The 23,030-nt window shown below is 59.7% G+C and carries 15 protein-coding genes and 1 other RNA gene; 8 read left to right on the plus strand and 8 right to left on the minus strand.

What is annotated here, in order from left to right:
* Positions 1-266 precede the first annotated feature (266 nt).
* Positions 267-1,841 carry a hypothetical protein gene (locus KF841_07600; protein MBX3395218.1) on the plus strand — a complete coding sequence of 525 codons (1,575 nt, stop codon included), beginning with the start codon at positions 267-269 and terminating at the stop codon, positions 1,839-1,841.
* Positions 1,842-2,074: 233 nt separating this feature from the next.
* Here the strand turns inward: KF841_07600 and KF841_07605 are convergent, their stop codons facing one another.
* The 3 genes from KF841_07605 to ssrA form a co-directional block, all read right to left on the minus strand.
* A complete protein-coding gene (locus KF841_07605) occupies positions 2,075-3,187 on the minus strand; it encodes a hypothetical protein (GenBank protein ID MBX3395219.1) in 1,113 nt (370 codons plus the stop codon).
* A 69-nt stretch (positions 3,188-3,256) separates the two neighbouring features.
* Positions 3,257-3,847 (minus strand): TetR/AcrR family transcriptional regulator, encoded by a 591-nt coding sequence (locus tag KF841_07610; protein ID MBX3395220.1) that lies wholly within the window; start codon positions 3,845-3,847, stop codon positions 3,257-3,259.
* A gap of 534 nt (positions 3,848-4,381) precedes the next feature.
* Positions 4,382-4,733: a transfer-messenger RNA gene (ssrA, locus tag KF841_07615) on the minus strand.
* A gap of 63 nt (positions 4,734-4,796) precedes the next feature.
* On the opposite strand from ssrA, the gene KF841_07620 reads away from it, so the two are divergent.
* The 4 genes from KF841_07620 to KF841_07635 all read left to right on the plus strand — a co-directional run bounded on the left by KF841_07620 (position 4,797) and on the right by KF841_07635 (position 9,401).
* Complete coding sequence (locus tag KF841_07620) at positions 4,797-6,716, plus strand: DUF885 domain-containing protein (GenBank protein MBX3395221.1); 1,920 nt, start codon at positions 4,797-4,799, stop codon at positions 6,714-6,716.
* Between the two features lie 131 nt (positions 6,717-6,847).
* Positions 6,848-7,792 (plus strand): cysteine synthase A, encoded by a 945-nt coding sequence (gene cysK / locus KF841_07625; protein MBX3395222.1) that lies wholly within the window; start codon positions 6,848-6,850, stop codon positions 7,790-7,792.
* Positions 7,793-7,966: 174 nt separating this feature from the next.
* Positions 7,967-8,500 carry a hypothetical protein gene (locus KF841_07630; protein MBX3395223.1) on the plus strand — a complete coding sequence of 178 codons (534 nt, stop codon included), beginning with the start codon at positions 7,967-7,969 and terminating at the stop codon, positions 8,498-8,500.
* The gene (locus KF841_07635; GenBank protein MBX3395224.1) at positions 8,493-9,401 is read left to right on the plus strand and encodes a hydroxymethylglutaryl-CoA lyase; all 909 of its coding nucleotides are present in this window, start codon (positions 8,493-8,495) and stop codon (positions 9,399-9,401) included. The genes KF841_07630 and KF841_07635 overlap by 8 nt, the downstream gene beginning before the upstream one ends.
* A gap of 122 nt (positions 9,402-9,523) precedes the next feature.
* On the opposite strand, the gene KF841_07640 is transcribed toward KF841_07635, so the two are convergent.
* From KF841_07640 to KF841_07655, 4 genes are all read right to left on the minus strand, one after another.
* On the minus strand, positions 9,524-10,243 hold the full coding sequence (locus KF841_07640) for a PEP-CTERM sorting domain-containing protein (GenBank protein ID MBX3395225.1): 720 nt from the start codon (positions 10,241-10,243) through the stop codon (positions 9,524-9,526).
* A gap of 446 nt (positions 10,244-10,689) precedes the next feature.
* On the minus strand, positions 10,690-11,754 hold the full coding sequence (gene mtnA / locus KF841_07645) for an S-methyl-5-thioribose-1-phosphate isomerase (GenBank protein MBX3395226.1): 1,065 nt from the start codon (positions 11,752-11,754) through the stop codon (positions 10,690-10,692).
* A gap of 122 nt (positions 11,755-11,876) precedes the next feature.
* Positions 11,877-12,335, minus strand: a complete 459-nt coding sequence (locus KF841_07650) for a RidA family protein (GenBank protein MBX3395227.1) — start codon at positions 12,333-12,335, stop codon at positions 11,877-11,879.
* A gap of 64 nt (positions 12,336-12,399) precedes the next feature.
* Complete coding sequence (locus KF841_07655; protein MBX3395228.1) at positions 12,400-13,449, minus strand: segregation/condensation protein A; 1,050 nt, start codon at positions 13,447-13,449, stop codon at positions 12,400-12,402.
* Positions 13,450-13,696: 247 nt separating this feature from the next.
* On the opposite strand from KF841_07655, the gene KF841_07660 reads away from it, so the two are divergent.
* On the plus strand, positions 13,697-15,532 hold the full coding sequence (locus KF841_07660; protein ID MBX3395229.1) for a hypothetical protein: 1,836 nt from the start codon (positions 13,697-13,699) through the stop codon (positions 15,530-15,532).
* 83 nt (positions 15,533-15,615) lie between these two features.
* Here KF841_07660 and KF841_07665 read toward each other — a convergent pair whose 3' ends face one another.
* Positions 15,616-19,968 carry an AAA family ATPase gene (locus KF841_07665; GenBank protein MBX3395230.1) on the minus strand — a complete coding sequence of 1,451 codons (4,353 nt, stop codon included), beginning with the start codon at positions 19,966-19,968 and terminating at the stop codon, positions 15,616-15,618.
* A 455-nt stretch (positions 19,969-20,423) separates the two neighbouring features.
* On the opposite strand from KF841_07665, the gene KF841_07670 reads away from it, so the two are divergent.
* Positions 20,424-21,212, plus strand: a complete 789-nt coding sequence (locus KF841_07670; GenBank protein MBX3395231.1) for a polysaccharide export protein — start codon at positions 20,424-20,426, stop codon at positions 21,210-21,212.
* A gap of 64 nt (positions 21,213-21,276) precedes the next feature.
* Positions 21,277-22,971, plus strand: a complete 1,695-nt coding sequence (locus tag KF841_07675; protein MBX3395232.1) for a hypothetical protein — start codon at positions 21,277-21,279, stop codon at positions 22,969-22,971.
* Positions 22,972-23,030 lie beyond the last annotated feature (59 nt).

Below are 23,030 nucleotides of genomic sequence, written 5' to 3' on the forward strand. Positions count from 1 at the left end.
TAGCGAGTTGGGATTGGATTGTGATCGCGAGGAGGATTGCCAAATCCGGTTGACGAGCACTTTCTATATTCTCGCACTCGTTCCTACCGGGAAAGTGTGTTGCTATTGGGCATACTGACGATGGCGTAACAGGCAAGAATGAAGGGTTTTTCCGGTCAAGTATGCCCGCAGTACTGTCCCGTATGCTGCTCTGTCTTCTGCTCGCGGCGGCATTAGACTGACCCGCCGGGCGCATCGAAACCATAACCAGGCTGGAGAGCAAACACATGAATACTGCATTAGTTGCCATTCTGGTGTGCTTGGGTTGTGAGGGCGTGGAGCGGGCTGTCCCCGAGTCGTTGTCCAAGGCAGTCTCCCGTCGGATGGCATTTAAGACAGCCTATTTTGAATATTCCTATGAGGCACACAATCCAGGAATCTGGCTGACGCCGAAGCACGGTTACGCCGCTGGATTCGCGGGCAGAGAGGTCTACTGGACGGATTTTGGGGATGCCGACGGGATCGTGATTCGTGACCCGTTGTCCGGTCGCCCGACGTTCGGAGTGGCACACGCCTGCGCGCCCGCGCGATTTGTTCGCTGCAATGAGGGCAAAGACGAGTGGTCGATCAGAGACGGCGCGGCCATGGCAAATGCATACCCGACGCCGAAGCGCCTCAGGCTTGGCGGACGTGCGACGGATCGTTTCCTCGATCCACGATCCTGCGGACTTGATCTGCTCGCATGCTCGGAAACCTCGCCCGACGATTGGCTTCAGGACCTGCAAGGGCGTGACTATGACTGGTCTGAGAAAATTGCGGATGGAATGATCGAAGTGACTTCGGCTTCGAGAAAGCATGCCGGATCGAGATCTTCACTTCTTGTCTGGCGAATCGATCCTTCGAAGGATTACGCCGTTGTGGAGATTCGCCGCTATCGAGTTCAACCGAATGGGTCTCGGGAGGTAGTTGCTCGGATGGAGGCGAGGCACGAGAACGTCAATGGACGCTGGTGGCCGATGGAGTGCGTCACGACGTTCGCGAAGGGCGGCGGCGAGACATTTACCTTTACCAGGGTCGAATTCGACCGGAAAGACCATCCTGAAAAACTGAGTCCCGACATCCTTGGAATTCCGCCGGGGCTGACGGTCGTCGATCGAATCAACTGGAATTCTGACCTCGGGCCCTTGAAGACAGGGCGATATATCGGCAACGGCCGGGTCGTATCCGTCCAGGAGTGGAACGAGACTTATAGCGAAAAGATTGGTACCGCGGCCCTTGATGCATTTCTTTCAAAGGCTCAAGCCATTGGAACGCGAGCATATCCAGCGTGGTGGAATGCTCGCGGAGATACACTTGGTTTGGAGAATGTCCAATGGAAGCCCGACCTCTGGGAGGCTTATGTCCGACGCTGGATCATACGCCATTCATATGACACAGTTGGTATCGATGGCATCCAACCGGCTCGTCTCTCCGACTCGCAGGTTGAGACGGCGTGGGCGATTCTCAAGGATTGTCGCAAGCGAGCCGAGCCGATTGTCCGCCGAAGGAGTGAAGAAGACTCGGCCGGCGCTGCGGGGTCGGCTGGAATCGAGCAGGGCAGCCCCAATGCAGCGCAGTCCGGCAACACTGCAACACTGAAAGAACGCCAATCGACATCACAAGAGACTGTGAACGATGCCGGACCGTACGGCCCATCCGGCTCTGATAATGCCGGGCCTGTGGCATCACAGCCGCTGGGCCGGTACGATCGAGAGCTGGGCGGGATATTTGAACTGCTGAAGACGCGTCTTTATGGACTTCTGACGACGACGCAGCAGAAGAACGACCCGCAGAATACGAGAGGCCCCAAGGCCGGAGAATAGCCCCATTGGCGTCGCAAGAGCAGAAGATGATCGCCATCGAAGCGGCTGCCGACGGCAGGGCTGGAGTCGGCGCGACTCTCGATGCGAAATGCACTGCCGGGCCACAGTAATCGACTGTTCGATCTCAATCCAGTGAAGCGAACCTGCATCCCGCTTCAGTGGGTCAAAAGGCGACGGGCCGACACTCTGCCCACGACGCGGCACGCCCCATTGCGGCCGCGTTGATCGTTCGGCTACTTAAGCTGCTTTTCGATTCGTTCCGTCGCCAGCTTATCGCAATCTTCGATTGACTTGGGGCCGATGCGGCGAAAATCGGGGTGGTGGCTGTTCTGGAAATCGACGCTGACCCAGTCGCCGGCCTTGTCGCAAATGATAATATGCACCGCGCCGATCCTGCCCTTGTCGAATTCCGCAAGGTAGTCGGCCATAAGAATGTAATCGGCGTCGCAGGGATGGCTTCGAAGATGCTCGCGGAGCTGTCTTGCGAAATCCCAGAGCACCCGCTGCTCATTGGGTGAACCGGGTATCTTGAGGTGGACCGGCTCAGTGAGTGCGGTAGCGCTGATGCCGAGCGCCTCGCTGATACCATGTGCAAGCCGCGATGCGCTTCCCACGTCGTCCCGATCGGCAATGCGTGTCGGCAACACGACAATCCGCGAATCCTTGAGCCTTTCCTTCAGATGGACGAGCCGCTGGTTCATTGCCTGCCGCTCGGCCTCGCTTGGCGTACCGGATTTCTCCGCCCACAGCTGCGCGAATGTCCCAGCGCCTTCCTTCGGGGCCCGGCCTTTGTGCCACCCCGTACGGGCAAAAAGACGATCACAAACTGCCACGCAGCATGTCATGGGCTCCGGATGACGACCGATCAGCTTTTTTAGCGCTCGATCGCCTCGAACCAGTTGATCGGACAGGATCAATTGGCCATTGACGTCGACAATCAACCAACGAAGCTCGTCGACGCCGTCTTTTGGAGAACCCAAAATCTCGGCGTACAGTGCGTACTTGGTCGCAGGCGCATGGATTTTCAGAAATGCCGCGAACTGGCCGGGAACATCCTCCCATTTCGATTCATTGTCCGGCTCAAAGGCATCGCGGACTGGTTGAAGTCCCGTCATCCCGTGATTCTCGAGTATCAACCCCAGCGCGTCCCCGACATCGCGATTGGGACGGTCGAGCAGGCGAACCGGGTAAATGGACATCGGAACCCCGAGTCCTGCCTCGATGAACTCCGAGGAATTGCCTTCATCGGCACCAGGTGATGCGCTCTGCGGCGCGACACAGCCGAATACGTCCAGCGGACCAGTGGTGATGGCACAAAGAGTCAGCAGACGCAAAAGTGTCTTCATGGCCTTATCCTTTCCTTAATGTAATTATATGCTTACAATTGACATAGAAAACAACGGACTTCGGTCCGTTTACTTTCCTTGAAGGTTGATCAGTGCGGTCCCGACATCTCTCAATGCGCGGGATCGTTCAGGCTGGTCCATCAGATCCAGTTCTTTCGCAATATTGATGGCCGTCCCAAGACCGATTACTCCCCACGAAGTCAGATCAGCCGCCAACGTCCCGCGACGACCTCGTCGATTCCGGTGTGACGCGATCTGTGCTTCGATGAATCGATGAAACCGGCGATAGACCCGTCGAAGGCAGTCGCGAATCTCCGGATCGTCCGTCTCGGCCAGTCCTGCAAACAGAATGCGGTATTGCCCGAATTCTCCATGATGGATCGACTCAAACCGCAATAGCCGTGTCGCCCCATTGTCTCTGCCATCGCCCGCGAGCAACTTCAACCAGCGCTGTTCCGCGAAGTCATACACATACTCAATCGCGGCGAGGAACATGGCCTTCTTGTCAGGCCAAAGCCGATACAGAATATTCTGCTGCACGCCGCAGCGCCGCGCAAGCTGAGCCGTCGTCGCACGACGATAACCAAGATCGGTGAACGCACGCGCGACCACCGGAAGCAATTCTCTGCGCTTCTCGCGAATCTGACTGGTTCGAGCCACTCGGCGATCCTCGTAAATAATCTCTTCGACTTCATACAAAATGTATGTAGACACTTACAATATAGGGCGGAAAATGAACGGGGTCAAGTGGTCTCTGAGCCGCTCGTTTCCGATCGGAAATCCGCGCCGGATCGTGCATTTTTCCGAATTTCAACGGGTTGACCGGCCTGCTTTGCGATCCACGTTCATATCGTGGCTGTCAATGAGCAAGGCGTCACCCCGGACCGCTCAAATGCTTGCCGGGCATACCGACATCCGGCTCACGATGAAAAGCTACACCGATCCGCGGCTGTTGGGTGGGCGATCCGCCGTCGAGGCGTTGCCAGCCTTGAGGGGCGAGCAGGTCGCGGCTGAAGCTCAGGCGACGGGTACGGCCGGGAAGAAGTCACACCCGAATTCCGTTGTACTGGAACCCCGCGTAACGGCGCATTTCGGGAGGAGTCAGTGCGCGAGCGGCGTAAACCCGACTTTGCGTCAATCCGTTGCCGGCACGCGACTTAGCGCGTCGGTGGATAGTGACGCGCAAGCGGCACCAAATGGAGGCGGCGGGAATCGAACCCGCGTCCCGGAGCACTTCAGGATAGGCCTCTACGTGCGTAGTCGGTCGTTTATCGTCATCCCCGGGGCCGCCGATCGACAGGCTGTCCGAGGGACCAGCTCGACTAAGTTCTCATCGCGTGGTGGCCGAGCAGCACGTTGCGACCAGCCTGCTGCATACCGTCGCCCCGCCTAGCAGGCGTTGGCGGTTTGACGGGCGGCTACTTAGGCCGCCATGCGCAACTGAGGGTTGGCATGTAAAAATGTGCCAGGTGTTTTACGAGGCCTCCTAGCAACCTCGGCACGCCACCTATCCGTCAACTTGCCCGGTCGAAACCATTTCGCCCCCGGCATTTGCGACGAATCTGTTGCCGCGAATTATAGCCGATCACGCCTTCCGAGTCATTGCCGTTTGCCATCGCCCCGAGCCGCCACGTCCCTGATCGACGACTTGTTGCGCCGCGTTTTCGCGGAAGGCATGATCGCGTACCATGGCACACTGGTCCATCAAAACACGACGCTGGGTGAGGCTTGCTCCATGTTCGGTACCTGCTCTGCACTGACCGCCGCAATACTGCTGACCTTGCTAACGATGCCCGACCTGCTCTGTGCCCAGGAGCCGAACCTCGGTGCCCGGGCGAACGCCGGGGCCGCCGGATCCGCCACCGAGCGACTGAAGGATTACTGCAACGCCTATTGGGAAATGCAGATGCGCATCAGTCCGGAACGGGCGACCTATCTTGGTGATCATCGCTACGACGACCGCCTGACCGATTATGGCATCGATGCGCGGGAGGCCGAGCTGAGCTTCGTACGCGAATTGCTCGATCGCGTGAAGGCGATCGATCCGGCCGATCTGAACGACGCGGATCGCCTCTCGGCCGAGCTGCTCCGCTTGACGCTCACCGATCGCATCGAAATGGCCGAGTTCCCTGAGCATCTCATGCCGATCAAGCAACAGGACAGTCCGCACATTACGCTCGGCACGCTTCAGGCTACCCAGCCCTTCGACACCTTGAAGGCATGCGATCGATACAATGCCAGACTTGTGGCATTTGCCGGGCAGGTGAATGACATGATTGCCCTGATGAACGAGGGAATCGACCGCGGAGTTGTTCGCCCGAAGGTCACCATCGAGGAGGCGCTGCGCCAGATCGAAGCGATGATTGTGCAGGATGCCGAAGACAGCGTGCTTTACGCGCCCGGAAAAGCGCTGCCCGACATCGGTTGGAGGGACGATGCACAGGATCGGATGAAGGGCGCGACGCGTATCGCCAACAGGGCATTGGAAAAGCTCCGCGACTATCTCCGTAACGAATACCTGCCCCGGTGCCGCGAAAACGTCGGATATGGTGAATTGCCCGACGGGAAATCATGGTACCGCCGTGCGGCGAAGCTCCATACCACCACCGACATGACGCCGGAGCGGATTCATCAACTCGGATTGGATGAATTGAAACGCATCCGCGAGGAAATGCAGCAGATCGCCACGGAAGTCGGACACGAAGGCAGTCTCGATTCGTTTATTCGGAAGCTCCGCGAGGACCCGGCCCGGCACAACAGCTCCGCCGCCGACATGATGAGGCGGCATCGCGAGATACTCACCCGGAGCGATGCAAACTTGCCGAAGCTCTTCGGCGTGCTTCCCGCCACGCCGTACGATTTCAAGGAGATCGAGCCGTTCCGCGCGCCCGGCGCGCCCGCCGCATACTACTACAACGCCCCGGATGATGGGTCGCGCCCGGCCTATTTCTATGTCAACACCTACAAGCCCCAGACCCGTCCGATCTACACCATGGAAGTGCTCGCCTATCATGAAGCCATGCCGGGCCATCACCTGCAAATCTCAATCGCGCAGGAAAAAAAGGGCCTGCCGGCATTTCGACGGTTCGAGCACATCAATGCCTTCATAGAAGGATGGGCACTCTATTCCGAAATCCTCGGTTACGATCTGGGCGGCTATCGCGATCCCTTGTCCCGGTTCGGCCAACTGACCTTCGACACATGGCGATCGTCGCGGCTGGTCGTGGATACGGGAATGCACTATTTCGGCTGGTCGCGCAGCAGGGCAATCGACTTCATGAAGGAAAACACGGCGCTGTCGGAGCAGGACATCGTCTCAGAAATTGATCGCTACATCGCATGGCCGGGGCAGGCCCTCGCATACAAGATCGGGCAGTTGGAAATTCTGAAGCTCCGAAAGGAGGCCCAGCAGCGGCTCGGCTCGAAATTTGATATCAGGGCATTCCACGACCACCTGCTCGCGGAGGGATCCATACCGCTGTCTACTTTACATCGCCGGATGCAGGAGTGGATCGCGGCCCGCGAATAAACTGTGCTGAACGCTTTGCACTGGATTGCTGGTCGCAGTTGGGCCGTGGGGTATAATGCCCCCGGTTGATTCACACGCTTTCTTGGCGTTCGATTCCGTTGCGGTATTCCTTTCGGTAGGAGACTGAATCCATGGCGAGGCTGTACGCGAACATCGTCGAAGTCGTCGGTAACACGCCGCTCGTGCGGGTGAATCGAATCATCCAGTCCAGCGCGAGTGTCTATGCCAAGCTCGAGTATCTGAACCCGCTTGCCAGTGTGAAGGACCGCATCGGCCGCGCCATGATCGAGGCCGGCGAAGCAGCCGGAAAAATAAAGCCCGACACCGAAATCATCGAACCGACAAGCGGCAATACCGGTATCGGGCTTGCCTTTGTCTGCGCGGCGAAGGGCTACAAGCTGACACTGACCATGCCTGAATCGATGAGCCTCGAGAGGCGGGCGCTGCTCAAGGCACTCGGAGCAAAACTCGTACTCACTCCGGCCACCGAGGGAATGCCCGGCGCAATCAAGCGGGCGAGAGAATTGGCTGCCGAGTCCAAGAACTCGTTCATGCCGCAGCAATTCGAGAACCCCGCCAATCCCGAAATTCATCGGCGCACCACGGCCGTCGAAATCTGGAAAGACACGGATGGACAGGTGGACATCCTCGTCTCCGGCATCGGTACCGGCGGCACGATCACTGGAGTAGGCGAAGTCATCAAGGCCGAAAAGCCCTCGTTCCGAGTTGTTGCTGTTGAGCCCGAGGAATCACCCGTGCTGACTCAGATGCGGGAGGGTGTGATGCCAAAGCCCGGACCGCACAAGATTCAGGGCATTGGTGCAGGCTTCGCCCCGGCGATCCTGAACAAGGAAATTTATGACGAAATCGAACGAGTCAATTCGGCGGATGCCATGAACTGGGCACGCCGAGCCGCGAAGGAGGAGGGAATCCTCTGCGGCATTTCCTCGGGCGCAGCCTTGTGTGCGGCCGACCGCGTCGCGCGCCGCCCCGAGAATCAGGGCAAAATGATCGTCGTGATACTTGCGTCCAGTGGCGAACGATATCTCAGTACACCTTTGTTCGCGGAGGCATGAATCGCGACGTCAATAATGAGGCCAAGGGGATGCCTTCATGCCGGCAGGGCGGCGGCAGGCCGAACGATGCCGGGTCCCCATCAAACTGCCTGCACTTCTGACAATACACATTAGGTTAACTGGCTTGAAACTCGAGACGGAATGTGCTTCGTCTCACCGGGACTGACTCGACAGATGAAAAAGTCACTTTTAAAACGGATTGGCGGGGATCAAACCTACGAAGTCCGTCTCGAATCGCAATCGTCCGAACACGGCAGTCGATACGTCCTGCACGTGGACGCGAAAGCAACCGAGTTGGAGATCGTCGAGGGCGGCGGCGGGGTGGGTATCATCCGGTCCGCTGGTTGCTCAAGGCGATTTTATGCCTCGCGAAAAGACAACCGAATCGATGTATGGCTGGACGGCCGCGTATATTCCTTCGAATCGATGGAAGTCGCGGCGCGCAGGGCGGCCTCTGGCGAGGCGGCAGCCGGGACAGGTGCCAACGCCATTTCAGCACCGATGCCCGGGACAATTCTCAAAATTCTTGCCACGGCAGGTGATGCCGTGGAGGCACATCAGGCGCTCGTGGTCATGGAATCCATGAAGATGGAAATGACGCTTTCCGCCCCGTCTGCCGGACGCGTGAAGGACGTGCTTTGCTCCGTCGGCGAGTTGGTGGAAATGGGAAAGGTGCTGATGAAACTGGAGCCGCCATCCGATGGCTGATCTGCCCGCAAGCGTCCGAATAGTGGAAGTGGGGCCACGGGACGGGCTTCAGAACGAGCCGGAGCAGATTCCGACAGAGCGGAAGCTGGCCTTCATTCGGGCGCTGGCCGCTTCAGGATTGTCGGAGATCGAGGCGACGTCCTTTGTGAATCCCCGGGCCATTCCGCAGTTGTCCGACGCGGTGGACGTGGCGTCCGCGCTGCCGTCAATTTCAACATCGGTCCGTTTCTCGGCGCTCGTGCCGAACCAGAAGGGGCTCGAGCGCGCGATCCAGTGCGGCGTCAGCCGCATCGCGGTGTTCACTGCTGCGTCGGATGAATTCACTCGCAGAAACATCAACATGTCCGTCGATGAATCACTGGTCGTGTTTGAGCCGGTCGTGGTGGCGGCGCGGACCGCCGGGATGACCGTACGCGGCTACGTCTCGACAGCTTTCGTATGTCCTTACGCCGGAGAGATCGCGAAGGAACGTGTGCTTCAGGTGACGACGCGTCTGCTCGAAATGGGCTGTGATGAAGTGGCTGTCAGCGACACCATCGGCGCGGCCGTACCGCGAGATATCGATCGCACGATCGATCATCTGCTGAGTTCGGTTTCACCCCGGCGGATCGCGCTCCATTTGCATGATACCTATGGCACCGCGTTGGCGAATGTCTACGCCGGTCTGCGTCGTGGTGTCTCGACTTTCGATTCGTCGGCCGGCGGACTGGGTGGCTGCCCTTACGCCAGGGGAGCCTCGGGCAATCTGGCGACGGAAGACCTGGTGTATTTCCTCGATCGAATGGGAATCGACTGCGGAGTTAATCTGGAAGTTCTGGCAAGTGCTTCGTCGCTGATCGCCGAAGTTCTGGGCCGGAGATTGCCAAGTAAACAATGGCAGCGGCTCACAGCCGCAAACTAAGCTGGTGCCGCGCCGGGATCCGGGATTCGAACGGTCAGTGGCGAATTAGTCCAACGAAAAAGGCCGCCGCGATCCAGTCGCGGCGGCCTTTGCATGATGAGTGAGTATTGGTTGCTCGCGAATTAGCGCGTCTTGCGTCGAAGTACGAACACGCTGCCGAGAACCAGAAGAGACATCGTCGTCGGCTCCGGAACGATCACGAACACGCTGTTAACGGTCGCTTGGTCGCCCGGCGAAAGCGTGAAGCTATGATCAATGCCGATGTTATTGAGGAAGGCGACGTTTGGGCCTGCCTCAGGACCATAGTTCAGGTTATCGCTGGTCGCGAACGGCGGAGGATTGGACAGGGTGTAGGGATCATCGAACAGCGTCCGGACGCCGACGCCGTTGACCTTCGCCGTGTAAATCGACGAACCGGAAGTGGCCGACATGGTCATGCCGCCGGAAGCGTTCGCATCAACGACTGAAATTGCAGAGCCACCAGAAATGGTGGTGCTTCCGCCCGTCGCAAACGCGGTCGGCATCAGGACGTTCAGCGAGTAGGTTTGCGTCACGCCCGTGTTGTTGGTCACCGCAAATACGCCGGCAACCACCGGATCCGCGTTGAAGTAAACGTTTGACCAGGTAAGCGTCCACCCGCTGGTGGATTGGCTTCCATCCGGTACCGAATACTCAGGCGAACCATCGGTCGAACCGGGTATCGGAAGCGTCCAACTGTTCCCCGAACCCCAGCTCAAGGTGATGGTCGCGCCTTGGAATGCATTGGACTCATCGGCTCGCGCGACCGATCCGATCGATACGAGGGCAATCGCGGCGACTGCGAGTAGCTTTCTATACGACATGGTTTCGTTCCTCTCCACTACCTGGTGCCACAGTCCTGACATCATCCTGGGCATCCCTTTCCGTCTTTTCTGCCTGAAGCGACTGGCCCGAGCCGAATCGCTTCTTTCCCTTACCAGACGTAAAGATTATCGCGGTCGCCCCGTAAAATCAAGGCTTTTACCCGGAATCGCGATTCTTAATGTATTGCAAATAATGTGCTTACACGCACACAGGGGTGCGGCCCCATGCGCTCGGACCGCGCAATTTTGCACACTCCAGTTGATGCGATTTTTGGTGTTTTTGATCGCGAATTTGATGACCAGAATACCGCCCAACTCGTCGCGCAGGCGGCGAAAATTGCGATTCCGATCGACCCACCGGCGCCACAAGACCGAGACACGACCAATAATAACGACGTTTCGAACAAATCTGGCACGTCGCCAGCCAATACAAGCCTCCACCCACCTCACCTTCCAGTCAGCACGTCCCGCACCTGCTCCCTCCCAACCGGGCTGATAATTCCGCGTTCCGTGATGATTCCGGCGATTAATTTGGCGGGTGTCACGTCGAAAGCGGGCGTGTGGCATGGCACATCGGCGGGGGCGATTTGGACTCCGCCGAGTTGACGAATTTCCGAGGCATCGCGATTTTCGATCGGGATTTGCGTGCCGGCCTGGAGCGAAAGATCGAATGTTGAGCTCGGCGCCGCGACATATACGGGAATGTCGTGAGCCTGTGCCATGATGGCGACACCGTATGTTCCGATCTTGTTTGCCACATCGCCGTTCGCCGCGATGCGGTCAGCTCCGACGATCACCAGATCGACAAGCCGGTCACGCATCACAATCGCCGCGGTGTTGTCGCAGATGAGTGTCACGTCGATTCCCGCCCGATGCAATTCCCACGCGGTCAGCCGGGCGCCCTGAAGCAGCGGCCGCGTTTCATCGGCGTAGACTCGAAATTTCCGGCCCTTCTCGTGCGCGGCATACATGACGGCCAGCGCAGTGCCGTATTCGCTCGTCGCGAGCGCGCCCGCATTGCAATGCGTCAGCACGCCGCCTCCTTCGGGAATCAGGTGTTCGCCGTGCCGGCCGATGGCTCTGCACATTGCCGCATCCTCGTCGCGAACGCGATGGGCCTCCGCAAGGAGTGCCATTCGTGCGGCATTCGCGGGCCTGCCGCGCAGTTCCGACGCGCAGCGGCGCATTCGATCGATCGCCCAGAAGAGATTGACCGCGGTGGGGCGGCTGGTGGCGAGGTAGTCGGCCGCCTTGTTGAAGGCGTCGTGCCAATTCACATCGGTCGGCCTGGCCGCATCCAACGCGACGATCAGGCCGTACGCCGCCGCGACGCCGATGGCCGGCGCGCCGCGGACCTGAAGGGACTTTATCGCATGCCACACATCTTCGGCGGTGCGGCATGTGACATGGGCCAATTCGCCGGGAAGCCGAGTTTGATCGATGAGTTCGAGCGCGCCCGCCGGCTGGATGGTCTCATTCCACCAGAGCGGCCGGAGAGGTTGAGCGGGCAAATGTACAGACTGTGATTTGCAGGCAGTTGAATTCAAGGCGATCCCCTCATTCACTGACAGGAAGCGGATGTCATGGCGGTCGTCGGGCACGAACCGGGTTTGGCGGAGCGATCGACCAAGGGCTATTCGATCTCGACCATCATTTCGACCTCGACGGCCGCATCGAGCGGCAATTCATTGGCGCCGACGGCTGCCCGGACGTGTCTTCCGGATTCGCCGAACAGCTCGATCATCAAGTCGCTTGCGCCGTTTGCAACCTTCGGCTGAGCGGTGAAGCCCGGCGCGCTATTGACCCAGACTCCGAGACGGACGATTCGTTTGATTCGATCGACGCCTCCGGCAACCTCCGCAGCAATGGCGAGCCCCGCGAGCGCGCACTGTCTTGCGGCGGCCTGAGCCTGCTCGATTGTCACGTCGCGTCCGACCTTGCCGGCCAGTGTGATCACGCCGTCCTTGATCGGTATCTGCCCGCTGACCATGACTGTGTTTCCAACTCTGATGCCGGGGATATACGACGCGACCGGCGGAGTCGGCTTTGGAAGCGTGATCCCGAGTTGTGCGAGTTTCTGTGAAGGCTTCATGATCGTGCACTCGCTCGCAAGCTTTTCGGCCGGCTGCTGTCCGGCAGATCCGTGGGCGGCTGTGTCAAGCGGATGACTCGTCCGACGTGCCAGGCATTTCGGCGGCCTTGAGTATGGCGTCCACATCGATTTCGGTCCTGATCGCATCCAGCTCTGCCGCGGCCTGCGGGTCGATCTCTTCGTCGAATTCGAGCCCGGTAATGAGCGGCATTTCCGCATTAGCGGCAGGGACGGCGGAACGGCTCATGGTCGCGGATTCGACTTCCAAAGCCTCGTCCGCGCCGTCATTCCCGCCAATCGGCCCGGCCGGCGCGACGGATTCAATTTCATGACCGAGGACGGCGGTCTCGAAGGCTTCGCCCCATTCGGCACCCACCGAGATCGGCTCGGCTGAGAGGAGCTTGACGACAATCGGCGAGGCCGGATGCTCCTGAGTCACGCGAACTCGCGATTGTCGCATGAGCTCGAGCAGGGCGAGGAAAAGGCCGATCATCTCGGGCTTTCTCCGGCCCGCGAATATTCGATCAAAGGTCAATTCGCCTCCTTCGCGGTCGATCTGGTCCACGATGTCGGCAGCATGGAGGGAGATGGGGGTGTCGTCGAAGATGACGTCGTGTGTGACGTTGGCTGCTCCGATCGCGGTCATCACGCGGTTGAAAGCGGCGACGAGATCCCAGATCTGCACGTCGTCCAGATCGACTTCGGACGGATCCTTTGCTCGGAGCTTCGCGGGAACCCGGGGCCATCGCATGGCCTGCCGGTCGGCCGCTTCCTGCAATTCGAAGGAGGCGTCCTTGAACTTCTTGTATTCGAGCAACTGCTTCACGAGTTCGAGTCGCGGGTCCGTCAGGTCGTCGTCGTCGGTCATGTCGTCGGCCGGCGGCCGGGGCAGGAGGAGACGTGATTTCAATTCCATCAGAATCGTGGCCATCACGAGGAATTCGCCGGCCACGTTCGGGTCGATCACCTTAAGCATGCTGACGTAGTCGCAATACTGGCGGGTGATGTGCGCCACGGGGAGATTGTGCAGGTCGATCTCGTCACGTTTGATGAGATAGAGCAGCAGCTCCATCGGTCCTGAATAGGTTTCGGTCTGAATGCGGTACTCATCCATGATGTCGGGATTCTACTCACCTCCGGCATCGGCGGCGAGCGTGTAATCGCGTCCGAGGACACGGAATTCACGGGACGGAATTCACGGGACGGAATTCACGGGGGAGAATTTGAAGGTGGAAAGTCCGTCGCCGGAAATATTTCGGTTGCGTGTGCGTTAAGCGTCTCGGTTCGTCCGGTATCCATGCCTCAGGATCGTTCATTCAGAATCGAGTCGTGATAGACTGTTTCAACAGGAGAATCCAGTGATGTATCGCGCTGCGTGTCGCCGATTTCTGATCGTAACCGCGTTTGTGAGTGCGGCTTCGCCGGCCTCCTCCGTGATCGGGCAACCTCCTCCGCCACCGTTGCCGCCTCTCCCCCCGGTGCCGGTGCCGGCGCAGAATCCGATTACGGAGCCGAAGCGCGTTCTTGGAAAAATCCTCTTCTGGGATGAGCAACTCTCAAGCGACAACTCGATCGCATGCGGCACCTGCCACAAGCCCGGCTTCGGCGGGACCGATCCGCGTGTCGCGCGGAATCCCGGTCTCGACGGCAATCTGAACACGCCGGACGACATCTTCGCATCGCCGGGCGTCGTACTTTGCGACCAGGATCAGGACTTCAAAGCCGACGACATCTTTGGCTTCCAGCGTCAGATCACGCCAAGGGCGGCCAATCCGGCGATCATGGCCATGTTCGCGCCCGAGATTTTCTGGGACGGTCGTGCCCGTTCGACGTTTGTCAATCCCGAGACCGGTTCGGTCAGCATCCCGACGGGCGGCGCTCTGGAGAGTCAGGCTGTCGGGCCGATCCTCAGCGAGGTGGAGATGGGCCATGAAGGCCGCGACTGGGCCCAGATTGCGGCGAAACTCGCCATCGCCAGGCCGATGGTGCTGGCAGAGGCGCTTCCTTCCGACATCAGTTCGGCGTTGCTGGCCCATCCGACCTATCCTGGCCTGTTCCAATCCGCCTTCGGTGACTCGGCCATAACGGCGGAGCGGATCGCGTTCGCGATCGCGACCTACGAGCGGACGCTGATACCCAATGAGACGCCCTGGGATCGTTTCAACGCGGGTCAGGCAGGCGCGATGACACAGCAACAGATTCAAGGATTCAACGTGCTTCAGGGATCGCCCTGCGTCGCCTGCCATACGGCGCCGCAGTTCACGAACAACTCGTTCCAGAACATCGGAATTCGCCCGGTTGCCGAGGACCGCGGCCGGCAGAATGTCACGGGGCTTGCGGTGGACCGTGGCCGCTTCAAGGTTCCGACACTCCGAAATGTCGGATTGAAGCCGACTTTCATGCACAACGGCGTGTTCAGTACGCTTCAGCAGGTCATCGGCTTCTATGCCAATCCTGCGGCACAGTTTCCCGATAACAAGTCGCCGCTCCTGCCCATTGGACTGCCGCCTCAGGCGGTTGGGGCCGTCATTGATTTCCTGTCCAACGGTCTGACCGATCCGCGAGTCCGTGACGAGCAATTTCCATTTGACCGGCCGCGACTTCAAGGTGACAACACCGTGCCCAATCCGCGGTTGATCGGCGGGGCGGTCGCCGGGAGCGGGGGACGGGTTCCGCAGATGATTGCGGTGAGTCCGCCCAACGTCATGAATCTCGATTTCAAGGTGGGCGTCGCCAATGCGCTGGGCGGGGCCCAGGCGTATGTCGCGTGGTCGGAATCGCCGCCGGTCAATGGTCAACTGGTTGGCGCGACGTTACACGGACCGATCAGCCTGCCGGGCGACGGACCGGGAGCCGGCTTCGCGACATGGAAGCAGCCGATCGACGAAACCATCATCGAGATGTGCAGCGCCTACGTGCAGTGGCAGATCGTCGATCCGGCGGCAATCGGCGGGTTCGCCAAGAGTCCGATTGCGCACCTTCGAATGGTGCCGTATCTCTGCGCATCGGGCGATATGAACTGCGATGGATCGCACGACGGGCTGGATGTCGAGGCATTTCTGGATGCCGTGACCGATCCTGCGTCGTTCGGCACGACCTATGAAGGCTGCGCCATCAGCGAGGGGGATTTCAACGCGGACGGCGTGGTCAATCTCGCTGATCTACCGTCGTTCGCATGGGCGCTCGTCAAGGGATGAGATGACAAGCGTCGCGGGAATGCGATGCGCTGGTCCGCGCCCGCGCCGTCGAGGCTTGCAGCGATGGCAGCGCTGTCGCGGGACTATGAACCCGCTTTCGGAATGTGCTTGATCAGCGCCTCTTCGCCGATCATTTCCTTCAACCAGTTGTTGATCTTCTGGCTATTCTGAACGAGTTGTCCGAGCGAGCCTGCCGTCGCAGTCAGTTTCGAGTGCATCGATGCCGACGGGGCTGCTCCCGGTTGCCCGGCATGGTCGGCCGCCGGCTCGGTTCTCAATTCATCGGCCGGCTCGTCGACCACATCGAGGATTGATGAATTCCGATTGCCAATCGACCGCGATCCTACCTTGTCGGCTGCGCGCACGCTGATGCGGTCGGCCTGCGTCCTGGTGCCGCGATCGACGACGGCGCTGGTCGCTGCACCGCTTTCGGATCGTGAATTCGGGCGGGGCGGCCGGTTCCTGGGGCTGTTTACATTCGCGGCCGGAGCCTGCCGCATTCGGGCGCCGGGCGTCTCGCGATCGAAGGTTCCGTCGCTTGCATCGAGCGCGGCGCGAAGCGATTCAATTTCATGGGGTACGGTTCGGACTATGTCATCGACCTGACCGAGTCGGCCGCGAAGGCGTTCAATCCGGGCATCCATCGTGCCGTAGAGCTGACGAATGATGCCAACGAGTTGGCCGAGACGCTCGGTATGCCGCTTCAGCAGATCGACCTTGTCGTCGGCCCTGGATGCGGCTTCATCCAACGCGGACTTGTTCTGTTCGGCTCGAGCCTCGGTGGTGGCGAGTTGTTTGACAATGGTTGAAATCTTGCGTGACATGGAGGTCAGTGCCTCGGCCTGTCGGCGTGCCTCGTCCACCAGTTCCCGGGGCATGGAGAGCAATGTCTCAGACCTGGCTTGTGCGGCCTGAGCCTGCCGGATGAGTTCCTCGGCCTGTGTCTGCGCGTTCTGATGTGATGCGACCGACTTCGAGGAGAGCTGTTCGACCGATTCCCTGGCTTCAGCGAGATCAATCCGTGCGGCCGCGAGCTGCTGGCGCATCTGATCGGTCTCGGATGTGATTCGCGTGCGGAGTGATTGCACTTCGTCTCGAACTGCGGCGGTGGTTGATTCTGCCTTGTGAAGCAGGGACTCGGCCTGCGTGCGAAAGCCCTCGGCGGCGGTCTGTGCCTGAAGCAGCAACCGGGACGCGGATTCATTCAGCGTTTCGGCGCCGGAGTGCGCCCTGGCGAGCAGCTCATCGGCGTGTCCGCGGAGGGCGGCTGCGCCGCACTGCACCTGGTCGAGCAGCTTGGCGGCATTGTGTCGCATCCTCTCGCCGCTTTCCTCGACCTGCTGTCGGATCAGAGCGAGCCGCTTGAAGTTCGCGTCTGCGTCATGCTGCACCTGTTCGCGGAGGCCGCTGATCTGGCCTGTGACGTGCTCTCCGGTTCGCTGGATCAACTCGGCCTGCGATTTCGCCGATGCCGCGATGTCGTCACTGACGACGAGCATTTCGCGCCGCAAACGATCCGCTCTTTCGGTCATCTGCAGGAGGCATTCACGTACTTCCGCCAGTCCATCCCTGGTTTGCTGGCGCAGTGCCGAGGTCGCGCGTTCCGAATCTGTGACGGATCTTTCCGCCTCATCGCGTGAAACAAGCAGGCGTTCGGCGATTTCCACCGCAGCGGAATCCGCCTGTTGATGGATGTCGAGGAGCTTCTGCGACGAATCAGCAAGCAGTGTCTCAAAGTCGCGGGCGGCGGTGTCCAATCTGGATCTCGCGGCTTCCTTGAGCAGGCCGATCTCGTTGCGCATCGTGGAAGTTGTTTCGTCAGCCTGCCGGCTGAGGGACGCGACCTGTGCGCGAGTCCCTTCGACCGCGGCTCGATTACGCTCGACCAGCGACGCGACTTCCTTCTGTGCGGCGCCGACTTCCTGGGCGAAACGGGCCTGGCACTCGCGCACACGGGCATCGGCGAGAGTGACGGCGTTTTCCAGCTCGCTGGAAATGCGAGCGGCTGACTGGCTTGCGATGTTGAGTTCGGCTTGCAGGGCGCGGACGCGCGCTTCGGCGTCGGTGTGTGCATTGTCAATGCGAAGGTCAATCGCATTGACCAGTTCATCGGCCCGCTGCACGGCGGTCTTCCGGTGTTCGGCAATTGCTGAATCCAGTGCCGCCCGCGCGTCCTCGAAGCGCGTCTGGAAATCGACCTTGATGGCCGCGGCATCGCTGGAGAGTCGCGCGATCTCCGAGCGATTTCGGACCAGAGTGGAGTCGAGCGATTCCTGCACCGAGGCCAGTTCGCCTGTGGCATGTTGCAGTATGGATTGAAGCTGTTCGCGAGACTGATCGGCGGCCTGTCGGGCGTCGGCCAGCTTCGTGGTGATTTCTCCGAGCGTGGCGATGCCGTCCGCCACGCGGGATTGGAGAATTTCTTCCGCTTTTTTGGTTTGTGCATCGGCACGGGCTCGCATTTCACCAAGGAGGCTGATGCACTGCTGTCGAGTGGATGTGAGCAATTCGTCGGCCTGTTTGAGCAACTGCGTGGCACGCACGCGATTGCCCTCCGCCTCGGCGACGAGTTGATCTCGAACGACTGTCAAGCCGGTCGCGGCACTCTTGATTCGTTCTTCCGCGGCGATCGACAGATCGGCGATTCGATTTTGAACCGTATCGACGCGCGTGCGCAGTTCGTTGGAGAATTGCTCGGCTTCGGCGGCCGCCGATTCGGCACGGGCAGTGGTGCGATCGCGAGCCGCCTGAATCTGCTCGACCACCTCCCATGCCTGCTTCTTGAGCAGCGTTCGAATCTCTTCCTGTTCGGCATCCAGTTTTGAGTTTCGTTCGCGTGCGGCCGCAATTGCTTCTTCAAACGCGGACCGCAGCGTGCTGATCTCCGATTGATGCCGCTGTTCCATTTCAACGGCTCGCTCATCGGCCGCCGTGATTTTGTTTTCGAAGTTCCGGATCAGGGCTGCAAGCCGATTTTGCATGTCGGCCGTCTCGTCGCGAGTCGTGGCGACCAACGACCTCGCCTCTTCCACGAACTGAGCGGTCGTGCCGGCGGCCTTGTCGAGCGTTTCTTGAAGCTGCTGTTCAAACGCCGCCTGGGACTGGGCGATTCTTCGGGGGATCGCATCGGCTTCGGCGCGGAGCCCCTGGGCGGTCTCCATCGCGGTTTGAATCTCGCTTTGAAAGCGGGCAATTGCGGACTTGTGGTCATGGGCCGCCGTTTCCTCCGACGTGCGGATTGATTTGACGTGGCCGTCAGCGGATTCGGCTGCGCTCTCGGCGCGGGTGAGCGCCTGTCGCATTCGATCGTCGGCTTCGCGAATGGAGCGAGTGACATTCTTGAGCAGTTCGACGGCTTCGTTGCGAATTCGCGTCGCTTCCATGCGTTCCGGAGAGTTTGCTGCGCCTTCCGATGATTCAATACCAGAACCGCCGCGTCGGGAACTCGCGCGGATTTTGCCTTCGATTGCGGCGAGTTTTTCGTCGAGCGATCGTACGTGTTCGGCCTGGCGGATCAGTTGTTCCTTCATTCCGGATTGCCCGATACCCGGAATGACGGTTTTCATCGCGGCGGATGCGGCATGTTCTGTATGCTGAAGTCCTGCGGCTGATGAGCGGCTGGTCGTGAGCGACATCATCTGGTCGATCACATCCTGTACCAGTTTCGAAGTCACCACCTTCGCGGATTCTGAATAGGCGGCAAGTAAAGCGTTGTCGCAAAGCTGGTTGATCAGACGTGGCACGCCGTCTGAGTGCAGGTAGATCGCTTCGTAAGCGGCCGGCTCGAAGATGGTCTGCTTTTCGTTGAGGCCGGCGACGCGAAGCCGATGTTCGACGTATTGTCGCGTTTGATCGCGATTCAGCGCGCGAAGATGAAAGGTACGGAAGATCCGCTGATAGGTCTGACGAAGCTCAGGGCGCCGAAATGTTTCCTGCAATTCGGGCTGGCCGAGCAGAAGTACCTGGAGCAGCTTGGCGTCATCGGCTTCGAGATTGCCGAGCATGCGCAGCTCTTCCAGAGCCTCAATCGGCAGATTCTGCGCTTCGTCAATGATGACCACTGCGAGTCGGTTTCTTGCGTATTGTTCGAGGAGGAAGTCCTCGAGCGCCCGCATATATTGCGCGGAAGTGGCGGAGTGCTGCACGTCAATCTCGAACTCCCGGCAAATTGCGTCTAGGAGTTCGGGACCGTTGAGTCGCGTGTGGGTGATCAAAGCCGTCTTTACGTTCGCATCGACGCGATTGAGCACCATTCGACTCAACAGCGTTTTTCCCGCGCCGACTTCGCCGGAGACCAGGACGAAACCCTTGCGTTCCTCAACCGCATAAAGAAGCGATGCCAGCGCTTCCTCGTGATCCGGCGTGTTGTAGAAGAATCGCGGGTCGGGCGTGTTGTTGAACGGGGACGTCGTCAGCCCGAAGTACTCAAAATACATGCCGTGCTCCTCGCATGTCCGGCGGCGGCCCCGGCGGTCGAATCGACGTCGTCGGCTGCGGGCGGACGGAATGCATGCGTGACAAAGTGCAACGTGTCTCACCAGTTATCGGAAGTGGCGGATTCGATGCTTGATGGTTCGCTTTGGCGGCGGGCTGCAAGCGGATCGGCTCGGTCAACAGATGTCGGATTGGCGAGCTGATCGGCGCCGGCGGTTGCCGCACCGGCAAGATTTGCCGACCCGCCTGATGACGGCGTTCGCGTTCCGTCGCGGGCGGGGGACTCACGTCAACCCTTCCTGAGCAAGCTTAATTTCCGACGGTCGCATAACTCAAAGTTCAGTCCGCTTTGCCTCGACCCGATAAGGGCTGCGGCAAAGAGTCGAAAGATGGGCGGTTTGTCAGATCGGCGGCTCTGTTGGCAAGGTTTTTCGAAGCGTCGTTTGGAACGGAATCCATGACAAACGTGCAATTCAACAACTCGGCGCGGCGGGACACTCGATTCGGTCGATCGGTATGGTTTTCGGCCTCGTTGCTCCTGCCGCTCACCTGGTTTGTGGGCTGCGGCTCTGACGAGCACAAAATCAATGCCTTTATCCATGACTGGGAGGCATCGACGTCGGGAACCGAGTATGTGGTTCAGCCGCCGGATGAACTTGAGATTACTTCGCCGACCGCCGGAGAAATTGACGGGGAGCGACATGTCGTCGGCGCGGATGGGAAGATCTCGTTGAGGCTCGTCGGGCAGGTGAAGGTCGCCGGTCTGACACCGGTGGACATCTCTCGAAAAATTGAGAATCTGCTGGCGACCTACTATCACTCACCCACCGTGAGCGTGCGCGTCATTCGAACATCGAGCAAGCGAATTTTCGTATTTGGTCAGGTCGCGCGAGGCGGCCCCTTCCCGTACAGCGGCCGTGACACCGTGCTGGATGTGTTATCGCGTGCCCAGCCGACCTACCTGGCTGCGAAGGAGCAGATCAAACTGATCCGGCCAAGTCACGAGGGCACGAAGCGCCACACGATCACGATCGACGGCTACAAGCTGATGGAGCAGGGTGACACGTCGTTGAACATGATTCTCGAAGAGGGCGATGTCATTTATGTGCCACCGACCGTGCTGGCGTGGATTGGTCTGCGTGTGCAGGAGGTGCTGTTCCCGATTCAGCCGATTGCACAGACGATCATCACGCCGGGCCAGACCAAGGTGTCGTACGACGTTCTCTATGAGGACCGACGGAACTGATTCACGTGCATTGAACGATTGACGACGACGCCTGTTCGTCGAGGTTCATCAGGGACGAGGAACCATGCAGCCGCATCATCACCATGTTGACGAGTTTTCCGTGACCGACGTTCGGCACACGCTGCACGAACTGTGGCGCGTACTGGTCGTGCGCCGCTGGTATTTTCTTTTTCCGTTCTGCCTTGTCACATCGATCGCCTGTTTGTGCTCGCTCTATGCGCCGCGCAAATACATGGCGTCCACGATCATCAAGCGTGAACACGATCCGGTCTTCGCGAGCCTTAAGACGAAGAGTTGGATCCAGCCGTACGAAGACCTCCGAAAGCGGGTGGCCGCCGACATTGCCGATCCGCGGTTCATCGAGGAAGTGCTTCGTCGTTCGAACCTGCCGGTGATCATCGATCGGACTTCCAAGGACGGCGAGTTCGAGTCGACCGACATGGTTCGAGCGCGCCTTGCGAAGGAGATTTCGGCCGGGCTGACGGTCAAGACGCTCGAGGCATCTGAGCACCGAGACATCCTCCAGATCAGCCTGACAATGCGTGAACCCTCACGAATCGCCGACATCCTGCAGCTGCTGAGAGAGAGCTACATGGAATATTCGCGCAAGAAATCGGCAACCGTTCTGGAGAACGTACGCCGGTTTCTGCAGGACGAGGTCACGCGATGCGCCGACGAGGTGAGCGGCCTGGCCGCCAGAATTTCGGATATGGAGATGCAGTATCCGGGCATCAGCACAGAGAAAGGCGACCCACTGTCGGCGGAGCGAAGCGCGCTCATCATGGAGCGCGTCGATGCCCAGCGTCGGCTTGACGACGCCACATTTCGCAGGGAGCAACTTGAAGCCCGGCTGGCGCGAGCCAAAGGTACGCAAGTCAATCCGGAGTCCGGTGAACCGCCGATGTTTGAGAAGGCGAATCCGCGGTATTCGGAACTTCTCACCGAGATCAAGAACCTCGAAGAGAAAATCATCGTTTGTCGCACGCGCCGCGGCATGACCGAGGCCCATCCCGAGGTTCGCAGTACGCGCGCGCTTCTCGAAGAGCGCACCGCCGAGCTGGCGAACACGCCTCGCACGGTCGTGTCCGCGGAATCCGGCGGCGCACTGCGGGCGAATTCGGTCAGTGCTATCGACGAGATCGAGCGTCAGTTGGGCGACACCACGGCGACCACGAACGTGATCGTATCGAGGATGGAGGTCATCGACCGGCGCTTGAAGGAAATCGATGGAAAGCGGCAACTGGCAGTCGAGCACCGGCCCGCCTATGCGGCGCTTCGGGACCGGCACCAGCAACTGGAAGTGGACCTGGTGAACTGGCGCAAGGAAATCGCACCGATCGAGAACGTGCTGTACCTTGAAGGCCAGGGACGGAGCGTCCATTTTGCGACGATTCAGGAGCCGACGTCGGCGACGAAGCCGGTTTCCCCTGATTCGATGCTTGTGCTGCTCATTTGTTTTGGTCTGGGCGGAGCGGCCGGTGTTCTAGCGGTGATCGCGGTTGAAGTGTGCGATCGATCGTATCGAAGCGTGAAACAGCTTACCGCATCACTGGGCGTTCCCGTTATCGAAAGTGTCGATGAGATCCTTCCGGCCGGTGTGCGGCGCCGGCGATTGATCCGGAGTCTTGTGGTGATGCCGGCGTTGGCCGTGGTCATGCTTGTCACCGTGTCATTGGCCGGGACGATGGCGTATTACAGTCTTGAACGACCAGACGACTTCGCCCGTTTGCAGCCGCTGGGGCGTGCGCTGGGCCAATAACAACAGGCGGGATCGAGTCGGTCGGCCGGATCGGCCGAGACAGATAGTGGCACTTGTAT

It is taken from the genome of Phycisphaerae bacterium (assembly GCA_019636475.1).
GTDB lineage: Bacteria > Planctomycetota > Phycisphaerae > UBA1845 > UTPLA1 > JADJRI01.

Coding starts and splice junctions, on each gene's coding strand:
- KF841_07675 (MBX3395232.1), top strand. CDS start 21,277: ATGCAGCCGCATCATCACCATGTTGACGAGTTTTCCGTGACCGACGTT.
- KF841_07650 (MBX3395227.1), bottom strand. CDS start 12,335: ATGAAGCCTTCACAGAAACTCGCACAACTCGGGATCACGCTTCCAAAG.
- KF841_07640 (MBX3395225.1), bottom strand. CDS start 10,243: ATGTCGTATAGAAAGCTACTCGCAGTCGCCGCGATTGCCCTCGTATCG.
- KF841_07655 (MBX3395228.1), bottom strand. CDS start 13,449: ATGGATGAGTACCGCATTCAGACCGAAACCTATTCAGGACCGATGGAG.
- KF841_07600 (MBX3395218.1), top strand. CDS start 267: ATGAATACTGCATTAGTTGCCATTCTGGTGTGCTTGGGTTGTGAGGGC.
- KF841_07665 (MBX3395230.1), bottom strand. CDS start 19,968: ATGTATTTTGAGTACTTCGGGCTGACGACGTCCCCGTTCAACAACACG.
- KF841_07630 (MBX3395223.1), top strand. CDS start 7,967: ATGAAAAAGTCACTTTTAAAACGGATTGGCGGGGATCAAACCTACGAA.
- KF841_07670 (MBX3395231.1), top strand. CDS start 20,424: ATGACAAACGTGCAATTCAACAACTCGGCGCGGCGGGACACTCGATTC.
- KF841_07635 (MBX3395224.1), top strand. CDS start 8,493: ATGGCTGATCTGCCCGCAAGCGTCCGAATAGTGGAAGTGGGGCCACGG.
- KF841_07660 (MBX3395229.1), top strand. CDS start 13,697: ATGTATCGCGCTGCGTGTCGCCGATTTCTGATCGTAACCGCGTTTGTG.
- KF841_07605 (MBX3395219.1), bottom strand. CDS start 3,187: ATGAAGACACTTTTGCGTCTGCTGACTCTTTGTGCCATCACCACTGGT.
- cysK (MBX3395222.1), top strand. CDS start 6,848: ATGGCGAGGCTGTACGCGAACATCGTCGAAGTCGTCGGTAACACGCCG.